Annotated in this window: 14 protein-coding genes; 7 read left to right on the top strand and 7 right to left on the bottom strand. The window is 66.9% G+C overall.

Translation table 11 applies throughout. The features are described from left to right. Positions 1-28 precede the first annotated feature (28 nt). Both H074_RS12150 and H074_RS12155 read left to right on the top strand, forming a co-directional pair. Entirely contained in the window at positions 29-1,030 is a 1,002-nt protein-coding gene (locus H074_RS12150; RefSeq protein ID WP_007030332.1) for an aldo/keto reductase, read from the top strand. Continuing rightward, a complete protein-coding gene (locus H074_RS12155; RefSeq protein ID WP_007030333.1) occupies positions 1,030-1,464 on the top strand; it encodes a VOC family protein in 435 nt (144 codons plus the stop codon). The genes H074_RS12150 and H074_RS12155 overlap by 1 nt, the downstream gene beginning before the upstream one ends. A gap of 13 nt (positions 1,465-1,477) precedes the next feature. Here the strand turns inward: H074_RS12155 and H074_RS12160 are convergent, their stop codons facing one another. Both H074_RS12160 and H074_RS12165 read right to left on the bottom strand, forming a co-directional pair. Further along, positions 1,478-2,065: a hypothetical protein gene (locus H074_RS12160; RefSeq protein WP_007030334.1), complete on the bottom strand. Its 588-nt coding sequence runs from the start codon at positions 2,063-2,065 to the stop codon at positions 1,478-1,480. A gap of 145 nt (positions 2,066-2,210) precedes the next feature. Continuing rightward, positions 2,211-3,023, bottom strand: coding sequence for a PhzF family phenazine biosynthesis protein (locus H074_RS12165; RefSeq protein ID WP_007030335.1), 813 nt, complete (start codon positions 3,021-3,023; stop codon positions 2,211-2,213). An 80-nt stretch (positions 3,024-3,103) separates the two neighbouring features. Here H074_RS12165 and H074_RS12170 point away from each other — a divergent pair, with 80 nt between their 5' ends. Beyond that, on the top strand, positions 3,104-3,550 hold the full coding sequence (locus H074_RS12170; protein WP_007030336.1) for a GNAT family N-acetyltransferase: 447 nt from the start codon (positions 3,104-3,106) through the stop codon (positions 3,548-3,550). A 112-nt stretch (positions 3,551-3,662) separates the two neighbouring features. Here the strand turns inward: H074_RS12170 and H074_RS12175 are convergent, their stop codons facing one another. From H074_RS12175 to H074_RS12185, 3 genes are all read right to left on the bottom strand, one after another. Then, positions 3,663-4,085 (bottom strand): YkvA family protein, encoded by a 423-nt coding sequence (locus tag H074_RS12175; protein WP_007030337.1) that lies wholly within the window; start codon positions 4,083-4,085, stop codon positions 3,663-3,665. Beyond that, positions 4,082-4,669 (bottom strand): Chromate resistance protein ChrB, encoded by a 588-nt coding sequence (locus H074_RS12180; RefSeq protein WP_007030338.1) that lies wholly within the window; start codon positions 4,667-4,669, stop codon positions 4,082-4,084. The genes H074_RS12175 and H074_RS12180 overlap by 4 nt, the downstream gene beginning before the upstream one ends. A gap of 145 nt (positions 4,670-4,814) precedes the next feature. After that, a complete protein-coding gene (locus H074_RS12185) occupies positions 4,815-5,183 on the bottom strand; it encodes a hypothetical protein (RefSeq protein WP_235096735.1) in 369 nt (122 codons plus the stop codon). 484 nt (positions 5,184-5,667) lie between these two features. Between H074_RS12185 and H074_RS12190 the strand changes: the two genes are divergently transcribed. Beyond that, on the top strand, positions 5,668-6,471 hold the full coding sequence (locus H074_RS12190) for an endonuclease I family protein (protein WP_007030340.1): 804 nt from the start codon (positions 5,668-5,670) through the stop codon (positions 6,469-6,471). Between the two features lie 39 nt (positions 6,472-6,510). On the opposite strand, the gene H074_RS12195 is transcribed toward H074_RS12190, so the two are convergent. Further along, positions 6,511-6,990, bottom strand: coding sequence for an NUDIX hydrolase (locus H074_RS12195; protein WP_007030341.1), 480 nt, complete (start codon positions 6,988-6,990; stop codon positions 6,511-6,513). 327 nt (positions 6,991-7,317) lie between these two features. Between H074_RS12195 and H074_RS12200 the strand changes: the two genes are divergently transcribed. The 3 genes from H074_RS12200 to H074_RS12210 all read left to right on the top strand — a co-directional run bounded on the left by H074_RS12200 (position 7,318) and on the right by H074_RS12210 (position 11,215). After that, positions 7,318-7,734: a DUF6228 family protein gene (locus H074_RS12200; RefSeq protein ID WP_007030342.1), complete on the top strand. Its 417-nt coding sequence runs from the start codon at positions 7,318-7,320 to the stop codon at positions 7,732-7,734. Between the two features lie 528 nt (positions 7,735-8,262). Then, positions 8,263-9,714 (top strand): amidase, encoded by a 1,452-nt coding sequence (locus tag H074_RS12205; protein ID WP_007030343.1) that lies wholly within the window; start codon positions 8,263-8,265, stop codon positions 9,712-9,714. 574 nt (positions 9,715-10,288) lie between these two features. Next, a complete protein-coding gene (locus H074_RS12210) occupies positions 10,289-11,215 on the top strand; it encodes a hypothetical protein (RefSeq protein WP_152521396.1) in 927 nt (308 codons plus the stop codon). A gap of 3 nt (positions 11,216-11,218) precedes the next feature. Here the strand turns inward: H074_RS12210 and H074_RS12215 are convergent, their stop codons facing one another. Beyond that, on the bottom strand, positions 11,219-12,301 hold the full coding sequence (locus H074_RS12215; protein WP_007030345.1) for an SAVED domain-containing protein: 1,083 nt from the start codon (positions 12,299-12,301) through the stop codon (positions 11,219-11,221). Positions 12,302-12,399 lie beyond the last annotated feature (98 nt).

Here is a 12,399-nt window from a genome sequence, read left to right on the forward strand (position 1 = left end):
GTCGCCGAGCTGATCAAGGGGGCCGGCGATGGAGACGAGAAGACTCGGGCGCACCGATGTCGAGGTGACGCGGCTGGGGTTCGGCGGCGGGCCGCTCGGCGGATTGTTCGCGCCACTGGACGACGACACCGCCGCGGGTGCGCTGGCCGCGGCCTGGGATGGTGGGATCCGGTACTACGACACGTCGCCGCACTACGGGATCGGACATTCCGAGCGTCGCATCGGCGAGTTCCTGCGCTCGCGGCCGCGTGACTCCTTCGTCCTGTCGACAAAGGTCGGCCGCCTGCTGATCCCGCAGGACCCGGACGGGAAAAGGGATCCGGCGGGCTTCCACGTCCCCGCGACGCACCGCCGGGTACGCGACTTCACCCGCGACGGGATCCGGCGCAGTGTCGAGGATTCCCTGGAGCGGATGGGCTTGGACCGGATCGACGTGCTGTACCTGCACGACGCCGAGCAGTTCTTCGACGACGCGGTCCGCGACGGCTACCCGGCCCTCGCGGAACTGCGGTCGGAGGGGACCGTCGGCGCGATCGGCGCCGGCATGTACGACACGGCCATGCTGACCACTTTGGTCACGGAGACCGATGTCGACGTGATCATGCAGTCCGGCCGCCACACGCTGCTCGATCACAGCGCGCTCGACACGTTCCTGCCCGCGTGCGAGGAACGCGGTGTCTCGGTGATCGCGGCGTCGGTCTTCAACTCCGGGCTGCTCGCCGTGCCGCGGCCGGTCGAGGGAGCGCATTTCGACTACGAGGCCGCCACACCGGAGGTCGTGGAGCGGACGAACAGGATCGCCGACGTGTGCGAGGCGCACGGCGTGACGCTTCCCCAGGCGGCCATGGCCTTCCCGCTCCAGCATCCGGCCGTCGCCGGCATCGCGGTGGGGATGCGGTCCGCCGAGGAGGTACAACGCGATGTGAAGGACTTCGCCGTGGAGGTGCCGGCGCAGGTCTGGAACGATCTGCGTGCCGCGGGCCTGATCCGCTCGACGGCGGATCACCCCCGAGTCAATAGGATGGTCTGATGGTGTCGGTCAAACAGGTCCAGATCACTTTCGATTGTGCGAAACCCGAGCGTGTCGCCCGTTTCTGGTGCGAGGTGCTGGGCTACGTCGTACCGCCGCCGCCGGAGGGGTTCGACACCTGGGACGACTACACCCGCACGCTGCCACCTGAGAAGCAGGACGCGGGCTTCGTCTGCAGTGATCCCACCGGGGTGGGCCCCCGGCTGTACTTCCAGCGCGTTCCCGAAAGCAAGGTGGTCAAGAACCGGGTGCATCTCTGCGTGCGGGTCGGCACCGGGCTCGTGGGTGAAGAGCGCCTCGCCGCTCTCCAGGCCGAATGCACCCGCCTGATGGCGCTCGGTGCGGTTCGCCAGCGGGTCCTGCTCGCCGACGAGGAGAACGAATCCTGCATCGTGATGCAGGACATCGAGGGCAACGAGTTCTGTCTCGACTGAGCGGCCATGATGGTCAGGCGTCGCGAATGCTGAACGTCGTGATGCAGAAGCCACCGTCCTCCGTGCGATCCGCGATCACGGTGCCCTTGGCGGACCGTTCTTTGACGACTCCGGAGACGTCGGCGAGGACGAACTTGGACGTCCCGCTGGTATCGGTTATCCGAACGAGTGAACCCAGCGGAAGAAGGGAATCGATCTTGTCGTCCATGAATCTCTTCTGCGCCTCGCAGGCCGTCGCGATCGCCGCGGCCTTGTCGCGTCCGGCGATCTTGGCGAGGAAGTCCTCGATCACCTGAACGCCTTTCTCGGGCGGCGGAGCCGGACGCCTGGTGACGGTGATCCTCGGGCGGCTCGGCCGGCTGATCGTGGTGCTGCTCGGGCTTTCCGTGGTGCTCGTGGGCGCGGAGGTCGTCGTCGGGCTGGAGGAAGGGACGGGCAACGAGATCCCGGGGCCTTTGCGGAGCAGGAACCCGGGAGCGGCGAAACCGGTGATGCAGAAGGCGACCAGCGCGATCACCGCGACCAGGATCCCGACGGCCACACCGGGCTTGACGGTCGGCTGCTGGGTGTTCTGCTGGTCGTGCAGGCCTGGACAGGTCATCGGATTCACCTTCCGCGCGGGATCTGAATTGGCGATCCGACGGAGCTTTCCCGGCGTGGGTTCCGATCCTTTCGTGGATATTACGGCTCCGCGAAATCTGTTTCGCGGAACGGAAAAGCGTGCTCGTGGAGACCGGTGTCGGGTATCAAAGGTGATCGCTGATCAGTGACGTGCCGCCGACCCAGGCTTCGCCGCCCGTCGCCGTGATGGTGGCCGGGCTGCCCAGTGCGTCACCCATGTCGACGCTGATCGCGGTCCCGAGAAACGCGGCGAGGCACGCGGTGCTGTTGGCGTTGGCGATGTCCTCCGGGACGCCGATGGACGGCGCGAACATCCGCGCCGCGAGCGTTCCCTCCCGCGATGGCCGGGTATACACGTAGGCCCCGAGGAGGCCGAAGCGGTCACAGGCGTCACGCAGGCGGTCCATGTCCGGCGTCACCACGGCCAGCGCGGCGCGATCGGGCACGGGCACCAAGACCCGCTCCCGGCCGATCCCGGCGACTCGCATCTCCGACTCGAATCCCAAGGCGGCCGACAGCAGGGCGTGCTCGGCGACGGCCGGCTCGCGGTGCTCGACGGGGCCGGGGTCGAACGCGGAGGTGAACAGCCGCCCATTCGGTTCACACCAGCCGCCGAAGACACGGCTGCCGGTCCGGAGCGTGGCCTCGAAACGCCGCTCGGTGCCCGCTCGTGAGGCGAGGGCGGTCAGGGCGGCGATCGTGCCGTGACCACAAGCGGGCAGCTCTCCCGTCGAGGTGAAGAACCGCAGGTCGACCAGGCCCTCCTCGGGGCGCCGGACGAAGACCGCGTGCGAAGCGCCCCAAGCGGCGGGCACCTCGCGGCGTTGCTCGTCGGTCAGCGGCGCGTCCTCCGTCACCACGGCGGTGGGGCTGCCGCCCGCGCCTCCCCGCAGACAGGCCCGGACGAGGGTCACGGACGATCCCGGCGAATGTTCCATGCCACGAACATTAAGGACACCGGCCGCGGTGAACGTCGCCGAGGACGAAAAATGTCGGTGGTCGCTGTCACACTCCCGCCATGACGAACGAGGTGCGTCTCAGGGCCGTCGAGAAGGCCGATCTCGAAGTGTTCTTCGAGCAGGAGCAAGACCCGGAGGCCACCAGCCGCGCGGCGTTCCCGCCGCGTGATCGTGAGCGGTTCATGAAGCATTGGGAGACCCGGGTGCTCGGTGATCCGGCGGTGACCGTGCGCACCGTTCTGGCAGGCGGCCGGGTCGCGGGCAACGTGGTGGCCTGGCCGCAGGACGGCAGACATTGGGTGGGTTACTGGTACGGAAGGGATTTCTGGGGAGGAGGTGTCGGATCGCGAGGGCTGGCCTTGTTCCTCGACGAGATGCCGGTACGGCCGTTGTACGCCGACCCGGTCGGGACCAACATCGGATCGGTCCGTGTGCTGGAGAAGCGCGGTTTCCGGCTGCTGCCCGAAAAGAACGGTGATCACGTGCTGCTCGTCCTCGACGAGTGATCCGGCGAGGACCGCGCCGGAAGACCGTGCCCCGGCCGCGAGACGCGACCGGGACACGGAAGTCGACGGTTCAGCAGGGTCGCAACACCCAGCAGAGCGGCCGTGCGCGTGATCAGCCTGTGGCGGTGGGGAATCCGGTCAGGCGGGCCAGCGCGTCGAATCCGTCGTCGGTGCCGGGCCAGGCCGCGCGAACGGCGTCGAGCCCGGCGCGGCGGACGACGCCACGCAAGACGACGGTGACGATGATGGCGTCGTCGGCGTAGCCCAGAACGGGGATGAAATCCGGGACGAGATCGATGGGCAGGGCGAGGTAGACCAGCAGCAGCGCGAGCCTGATCCGGACGCCACGGGGCTGTGTCTTGTCCGCGGCCAGACGGCGGATGAGCCGCAGCACGTCGGGCAGCAGTCGCAGCGCTTCCCGGAGCAGCCCGCCACGCGGCCGGGCGAGGACGAGTGCCACGACGAGCGCGAGCCAGGCCAGGAGCAGCGCACCGACGAGGCCGAGCAACAGGTCCCACCAGAACGACCCGGTCATCGCGGTTTCCCCGCGCGGAGCCGGGGCGTGGCGTGGTCGGGGGCTTCGGCGCGCAGGGCGGCTTCCTCGAAGGCGGCGAGTTCGACCGCGGCCTGCTCGACGGCGTCGCGGGCCTCCTTGCCGCCTGGCGCGGCGAAATAGTCGCGGGCGGTGATCTTGTCCATCCAGCTGCGGAACCGGTGCAAGTCGGCTTCGGATTCTTCGACTTCCGCGTAGGTGGCGTTGCCGCGGGCCTGCTCGTCCGCGAGTTCCCGCCGCAGTTCGGGCAGCCGCTCGAGGACTTCGGCGTACTCGGCGTCGCGGGCCTCGTTCAGTTCGGCGATCACCGCCTGCTCCTCGGCCGGGTCGGTGAACGCCATGGGCAGCGCACGGGCCGTTCCGCCTTGATGGCGGACCCGGTCGATGAGGCGGCGTATCTCCCGCACCACCTCGGCCCGCGCGGGCAGCAGGCACACCGATTGCTGCAGGTAGAGCGCGCCGAGGGAGCGGAGTTTGCGCCAAACCTGAACCCGCAGCGAGTCCGGCGCGCCGGCGGTGGACACGCTGATCACCAGCCAGCCCTGATCGCGAGGTTCACCAGTCACATTGCCATGTTACGTCCGTAACATCGCGTTGGTCCAGCTGTAACGGATGGACGATTCACTCTCGTGATGGCCCGTCCGACCTCGAGCAAGGTCAGGACGAGACGGCTTGTTCTGGTGTAGCGAGTGTGCGTCGAGCACGGCGGGACTAGCGTGGCATCGTCAACAACGTCGGTGTCGGTGGTATCGAGCCGCGGTCGACGGAAAAGACGGCGAGGAAGTAGTTCGCCTGAACACAGTTGACGTTCTCCCCGCCGGTGAGCTCCGCTGTCAGCGTGTCGCGCTCGACGGTCAGAACGGCGCTGTCCGCGGCGCAGCCGGGCACGGCGAAGGCGAAACCGCGCCGATCGGCAGGAGGGACGAACGACAAAGCCGCACGGACCTCGTCCAAGTTCTTGAGCCGAGCGCGCTCCAAGGTTCGCTGGAACTCCTCGGCGTCGGCCGTTCCCAGTTCCGCAGGCTCCAAATCCGCCAACCGGGTGTACGAGCCGAGTCCCTCGAATGACTCCAGCCTCACCTGCCCCTTGCCGGCGCCGGCGCCACATCCCGCCACAACCAGTAGAAGGCACACTGCGATCCATCTCATGCGCCGAGGACGTAGTGGGCCGCTCTCCCGGTTGCGCCGCTTCGGTCTCGAAGCGATATCCGTCCTGATGTCAGAGCCCGAGTTCCGAGATACCATGTCCAAAATGGACACGAACGAGCCGTGGCCGGGTGCTGATCGGCGACCGTTGGTCGCTCAGTGACCTTCACTCGCCGTTCTCCCGCCATGGATCACGACCCGGTCGTAAGGATCGTCCGTCTCCAGGCATGACGTGGCCAGGTGCCAGAACCTCTGACCGCGATCCACTCGCGGATCTGCTCGCTCAACTCGGCCACGCGGAGCGTTGCCTATTGACATCCATGACAGTATTTTTCCAACTAGACGACTAGTGCGTTGCCGGGGTTGTGGCTGAGCAGACGACGATCCGGGTCGGCGCCTCTGGGGAGAGGAACTGTCCATGCAGCCAGCCCGCCGTATCTCTGTCGTCCTCGCAATCGGCGCCGCGGCGGGGATCGCGTTCGCGTCGCCGACCATGGCGGGACCGTCCATCGTCGCCGGCGGGGTGACGGCGTCCGGTGACGACTACTACCAGGACGCACTGGGCAAGACCGGGCCCGAACTCAAGGCGGCGTTGCACAAGATCATCAGCACCAACACCAAACTGACGTACGAACAGGTGTGGGACGGGATCAGGGCCACCGACGAGGACCCGGCCAACAAGGCGAACGTCGTGCTGCTCTACAGCGGTCGCTCGCAGGCGAAGACCGCCAACGGCGGGGGAGTCGACGACTGGAACCGGGAACATGTCTGGGCCAAGTCGCACGGTGACTTCGGCACCGCCGTCGGGCCCGGTACCGACTTGCACCACCTGCGAGCGGAGGACGCGTCCGTCAACAGCGCTCGCGGGAACAAGGACTTCGACACCGGCGGCTCCCCGGTCGAGGAAGCGCCCGGGAGCCTGACCGATGACGACTCGTTCGAGCCACGGGACGCGGTCAAGGGCGACGTGGCCCGCATGATCCTGTACATGGCCGTCCGCTACGACGGCACCGACGGTTTCCCTGACCTCGAACCCAATGACGCCGTCGACAACGGCTCCAAACCCAACATCGGCCGGCTCTCGGTCCTGCTGACCTGGAACACCCAGGACCCGCCCGACGCCACCGAGCAGCGCCGTAACCAGGTCATCTACGACCGGTTCCAGCACAACCGCAACCCGTTCATCGACCACCCGGAATGGGCGGCCTCCATTTACGGGTAGCCGGCCGATGTCGCTGGCCCAGTCGCAGAATTCCGAGCTTCACGTGGTCGGCGAGTGGACTACGCGCCTGGCTATCTCCGCGTCCAGTGGGCTCATGTCTTCGCGCACCGGTTCCGATGGCGGCCACCACCGGAAGTCCAGTGCTTCGTCGTTCTCGATCAGCCGCGGCACGATCTGGAGTTGAACCTTATAGACAGCAAGGAGTTCCCGTCGCTCCGGCTTCGTGAGATCGAACTCGGCCATCGCGGCGAAGGTCAGGCCCGCCACGTGGATGCCAGTCTCCTCGCGCAACTCACGCACCGCGGCCTGACGCGTGGTCTCACCTGGTTCTCGCATTCCTCCTGGAAGCTCCCACTGCTTTCGCCGGCTGTCGAACATCATCAGGACGGCGTTCGCGTGGGCGACGACAACCAACGACGCGGGCACCTGCTCGACCGGATACGCCGGCTCCTTTTCCGCCACGTAACGAAAGCCGACCAACGCGTTGCCGGTACGATCACGGATCGGAAGCGCAACCATGGCGCCGATCCAACCGCAACACGGACAGACTCTCCACACCCCAGCCGGCTCGCAGCGTCCATCCCAAGATCGTGTCGCCCCCTGACCCCAGTGTGCCCTGCTCCCTCACCGCCACGCCCAGCTCCGCGAAGTTCGGGCGCCGGTCCCGAAACCGCGACCACAGGGACGTATCCGGTGGCCGACGACAGGGAGAGAATCCGTTCGGATCAACCTCGAGCCGAACACCGGCTCCCAGCAACGCACGCAATTCGGCGTGAGGGTGCGCCTGATCGCGCTATACGGTAATTCCGGTTGTCGTCTCAGTGGCTGAAACGCCATGATACGACCGTGATCAAGACGCGGATTGGCTCCAACCACGACTTTCTGCAGCTGACGGCTGATGTCGCAGAGGGTGGTCCGCCACGGTTCTTGCTTGCCGAGCTGCAGCTCCACGGCTTGTCCGCGTCGGTTCGGGTCGTGCACTGCTATGCGACAGGGTTCGCCGATCTCGCGGGATTCTTCCAGTGCCACGTGGATGACTGGCGTGGCTGGGATGGGGTCCGAACCTGGGAGTCCCTCGAAAGGGAACTGAAGATCGATGCGTCCCACCAGCACGGCCACGTGCAGCTGCGGGTCACCCTCCAGAGGTTTCAACCCGACTGGGGAAACGATGGCTGGACCGCGACCGGTGATTTGACGATCGAGCCCGGAGAGCAATTGTCGCAAATCGCCCAAGAGATCAAGGTGCTGGCGACTGGCTCGTAGCAGTTTCTCTGGAACGCTCGGCGGCATGAGCGGACGTCGAGAAGCATGACGACATTGCCCGTCGGCAAACGATGTGTCGGGCAAGGTTCAATGGCAATGCCACGTAGCTTGACTTGAATATGAAAACCAGCTCCATGTCGCCGTTGTCCTGGCCGGGGGGTCGTGAGTGATAAGAGTCGTTAGAACGCCCCTCATCACTCACGACCCACTCGGACAACGCTCCACGTATCCCTGTCGCCACACCAAACACTGTCCATCAACTTAAGCTACGTGGCATTGGGTCCGATGGGGGGTCGGGAACATCAACGGCCGGCGGGCGGGAATTGAGACATCCATCCTGTTGCACGATGCGGCATTTCATGGCCTGTGCGGTGGAGTTGGCCCACTGCCGGCGCTGTGACCTGCGGTGGGCCGCCTTCGGCGGCGGAACCAGTGCGCGACTTCGTCGGTGAAGGTGGCCCGTTCGGCCTCGCCGTTGCGCGAACCGGAATTTCGTGTCCTCTGTGGCGGGCCGATAGCTTCGGATTCATGGAGTGGAGCTTTCAGACAGCCGAAGAACTCGTTGCCGCGTTGCGCGCCGGTGCGGTGACATCGGCGGAACTGACCGACGAGGCGATCGCCCGTATCGAGCGCGACGACGAGGTGATCAACGCGATCTGCGTGCCGGACTTCGACCGTGCGCGGGCCGCCGCGCACCGTGCCGACCAGGCACGCGCGCGTGGTGAGGACCGGCCGCTGCTCGGCATTCCGGTGACGGTCAAGGAGTCGTACGACATCGCCGGGCTGCCCACGACCTGGGGCATGCCGCCGCACCGGGACCATATGCCGGCCGAGGACGCGGTACAGGTGTCGCGACTCAAGGCCGCGGGCGCGGTGGTGCTCGGCAAGACCAATGTGCCGTTGGGGTTGCAAGACATCCAGAGCTTCAACGAGATCTACGGCACCACCATCAACCCGTGGGATCACGGTCGCACGCCGGGCGGGTCCTCCGGCGGGTCGGCGGCGGCCCTGGCGTCCGGGTTCGGCGCGCTGTCCCTTGGTTCCGACATCGCCGGCTCGCTGCGCACCCCCGCGCATTTCTGCGGCGTCTACGCGCACAAGCCGACGCTCGGACTGGCGGCTAACCGCGGTATGGTCCCGCCGTCCGAGCCGGCATTGCCCGCCGAACTCGACCTCGCCGTCGTCGGCCCGATGGCGCGCAGCGCCCGCGACCTCTCGCTCCTGCTCGATGTCATGGCCGGACCGGACCCGCTGACGCTCGGTGTGGCGCACCGTTTGGCACTGCCGTCCGCCCGCCACGAGCGGCTGAGCGACTTCCGGGTCCTGGTCCTCGACGAGCATCCGCTCATTCCGACCGGGTCCGCCGTGCGGGCGGGCGTGAACCGGGTGGCCGACGCGCTCGTCGACGGCGGCGCCCGCGTCGGACGGCACAGTCCGCTGCTGCCCGATCTGACCGAAGCCGCGACGCTCTACATGCAGTTGCTGATTTCGGGCTCCGTTGCGCGTTTTCCCATCGAATCGTACGAGCAGCTGCGGACCCGCGTCGCCGGACTGAGCGCGGACGACCAGAGTCTCGACGCCGTACGGCTGCGCGCCATGGTGTTCAGCCACCGCGACTGGATGGAGGCGAACAACCGGCGCGAACTCCACCGCCACGGCTGGCGGCAGCTGTTCGCCGAGTTCGACGCCGTGGTTTGCCCGATCACGCCCACTCCCGCGTTCCCGCACGACCACAACCCCAATCCGTTGGAACGGCACATCGACATCGACGGCGTCGAGTACCCGTACTTCGACCAGCTCGTCTGGGCCGGCCTGGCCACCATGCCCGGCCTGCCCGCCACTGCCATACCCGCGGGCCGGTCCACCGAGGGCCTGCCGGTCGGAGTGCAGCTCATCGGTCCGATGTACGAGGACCGCACCCCGCTGCGGCTGGCCGAGCTGCTCGAGCAGAAGATCGGCGGCTTCCAAGCGCCGAAGTAGGCGTACTGGCCGGCTGGCCGGGATACGACGGGGACAGGCGTTGTCGAGAACTCCCATCCCTGCCAACGCGCGCTCGTCTGCATGAGCGGACCTCATCGCGGCATGAGCGCGTGTGCCGGACCGGATCCATGCCGACCGCGTTCGCCGTTTGCCACACCAGACGGGCGTGGTCGACTGTCCAAGAACCGTGCGGCGCCGAGCTGATGGTTCTATTGAGGGGTACGACGCGGCCAGGAGCCAGGCGGAGCTTCCTGTCACCACACGGCATCAAGCCGAACATCAAGAAGGCGGCGGAGGATCCGTCACTCCGACGCGCCACCGGCAAAGGTTCCGACCGGAACCATTCCCGGAACTGGACGACGGGTTGCCCGGCTTCGCTCCCTACCAAGGCGGGCTGTCGGCGGGGCGGCCCCGTGGCCCGGCAGTCCCCTTCACCCCGCCTGGCACACTGCCACGGCCTCGACCGTCCTTTTTGGAGCATCGAGAAGATGCCAAATAATTCTGCGCGTGTACAGGATTTTGAAGAGCTTTGGGGCCCATTGCCGGGTGGTCAGTGATGTGTCAGCATCGTCGGATGACGATCGGCGATGCCAGAATGGCTACTTTTGTCTTCTTGCGGGATCGAATCAACGTGCTGCTGGCGCCCACTGGCTGTGCGTTCGACGTCTACCCGCATGGGTCCTTCATGAAGGGCACTCAAGTGGATCCGTACGGCGACGTCGACGTGGTGGTCGAACTTTGTCACCCGATCGTGCCCGAGTGGCGAGGCGGCTTCGAGCCGGCCCCCGGTACGCGGTTCGGCAAACGGGTGAAAGGTCGGACGCCCACTCCGGAATTTCTGTGGTTCAAGGAAACCGTCGCACGAGCGCTGAGCCATGACTTCGAGATGATGGCACCTGGCCTGGGATCGATGGTCGCGTGGGGCAAGGTCCAGCGGGTGCTCAAGGTGGCTCCGGTCTTCCCGGGCCACGTCAACGCCGATCTGCTGATCTGCCAGCGCTTCCTGGAGACGCCGCCCGTTTCCATGAACACGGCGGACCAGGGAGTCATTTTCTGGGACGGCTACGGTGAACTCCAGGTCAGTCATCCGAGGAAGTACATCGCGAAAGTCAAGGAAAAGGACATGCGCACCGACGGCATGTTCACGCAATTCGTCCGTCACCTGAAAGCGAACCATGTCGCCCTGAAGCACCAGGGCTCCGGAAGCAGGCGCTCGTCCATTCCGGGGCAGAACGTCCCCATGGACTCGTCGCTGGGCGTGTCCTCGGCTACTCTGGAAATGCTGGCGTATGGGGTACCCAACGACCACTACTCTTCCCGAAGCCTGAACGCGACGCGGAAAAAGGTGAGAGCCCATCTTCGCGGTGTCGCCGAGACCGAACGTTCGCGTGAGTCCTTCGTGCCGTGGGATCTCGTCAACGACACGACCTATCCGCAATGGATCGAGTTCATGCACGGAGGATTCAGGATGCTGCTCTCGAACGAGAAAATGTGGGCCTGACGGTCAAGCCGGGGCCGAAGGGGGAAAGGGCTCGTAGGAGTCGCTGGTCGCGTCGAAGGTGAACGCCGTCCACCGTCCGCGTTCCGGCGATGCCAGCCGGGCGCCGAGTGCGACCGCGATCGCGGCCGGTCCGCTGAGGAAGATCGCGTGCCTGCCGGTTCGGGCGTCGGCGGTCAGTGGTGCTTCCCGCCAGGCGCGGCAGGTCTGCTCCACCGCCCCGGTGAAGGTGGCGGTGTCCTCGGTCAGCAGCGGTGACGCGTTCCGGAGCCGCAGGAGGTAGCCGAAGCCATGGCGGCGGCAGGATGTCATCACCTGGTCGAAGAACTGGTCGCCGCGGCCCTGCAGGTCCAGCGCGAGGGCGACCTTGTCCGGGTCGCCGTCGTCGATGGCCTCCAGCCGGTCGACGTCCAGCGGTTCGACGTCGGAGTCGATCGCGCGCAAGGACGTCGCGGGGAAGTACGCCGGCGTGCCGTCCGCCTGCCGGATGGCGTGCACCACCACCTCGCGGGCGTGGGTGTATCCCAGCCGGGCGCCGAACCAGAACGCGACGTGCAGCGGCATGGTGGGGATCAGGTTGATCCGGACGGCATCGGGGGTCAGGCGTTCGGCCATCGTGGTGGCGGACAACGTCTCGTCGGCAAGGGCGTCGACCAGTTCGCGGTCCCAGGCGCCGTCGCCGGGCAGCTCGATGCCGGTCTTCAGCGTGATCGTGCAGGTTCGACGGCTGAATTTCTCCGCCTGCTGCTCCAGGTGCCGGGCGCGTGCCTGCCCGCGCCGTCCATCCGATGCGGTGACCACGATGCCGACCCGCACTCGACGGCGGGCACGGTTCCTCGACCACAGGCCGAGGGCGACCAGGGCGAGCCCGGCGGCGAAGGCCAGCACGAACCACCATCGCCCGGCGGGCTCGCCAGCCAGGAACGATTTCGCGGCCTCGACTCCGAACCCGCCCGCCGCCATACCGCCGACGGTGAGCGGGGCCGTGCCATCGGTGACGGCTGCCCACCGTCCCGCGGAGCCGCCGGAAGTGTCAGCGGAGCCGGCGACCGTCAGCCGGGGCGAAACCGGCCGTCCTGAATCTGTCACCCACAACCATCCGTTCGGGGCCCGCGTTCGTGGTGTGCTCGAACCAGCAGATAAGGCCATTCTATTCGGCCAACTGGCGGACGACGCCGATAGACTCG

The organism is Amycolatopsis decaplanina DSM 44594 (assembly GCF_000342005.1).
Taxonomy (GTDB): Bacteria; Actinomycetota; Actinomycetes; order Mycobacteriales; family Pseudonocardiaceae; genus Amycolatopsis; species Amycolatopsis decaplanina.

Coding starts and splice junctions, on each gene's coding strand:
- H074_RS12165 (WP_007030335.1), bottom strand. CDS start 3,023: ATGGAACATTCGCCGGGATCGTCCGTGACCCTCGTCCGGGCCTGTCTG.
- H074_RS12195 (WP_007030341.1), bottom strand. CDS start 6,990: ATGGTTGCGCTTCCGATCCGTGATCGTACCGGCAACGCGTTGGTCGGC.
- H074_RS12205 (WP_007030343.1), top strand. CDS start 8,263: ATGGAGTGGAGCTTTCAGACAGCCGAAGAACTCGTTGCCGCGTTGCGC.
- H074_RS12175 (WP_007030337.1), bottom strand. CDS start 4,085: ATGACCGGGTCGTTCTGGTGGGACCTGTTGCTCGGCCTCGTCGGTGCG.
- H074_RS12210 (WP_152521396.1), top strand. CDS start 10,289: ATGACGATCGGCGATGCCAGAATGGCTACTTTTGTCTTCTTGCGGGAT.
- H074_RS12150 (WP_007030332.1), top strand. CDS start 29: ATGGAGACGAGAAGACTCGGGCGCACCGATGTCGAGGTGACGCGGCTG.
- H074_RS12190 (WP_007030340.1), top strand. CDS start 5,668: ATGCAGCCAGCCCGCCGTATCTCTGTCGTCCTCGCAATCGGCGCCGCG.
- H074_RS12155 (WP_007030333.1), top strand. CDS start 1,030: ATGGTGTCGGTCAAACAGGTCCAGATCACTTTCGATTGTGCGAAACCC.
- H074_RS12170 (WP_007030336.1), top strand. CDS start 3,104: ATGACGAACGAGGTGCGTCTCAGGGCCGTCGAGAAGGCCGATCTCGAA.
- H074_RS12160 (WP_007030334.1), bottom strand. CDS start 2,065: ATGACCTGTCCAGGCCTGCACGACCAGCAGAACACCCAGCAGCCGACC.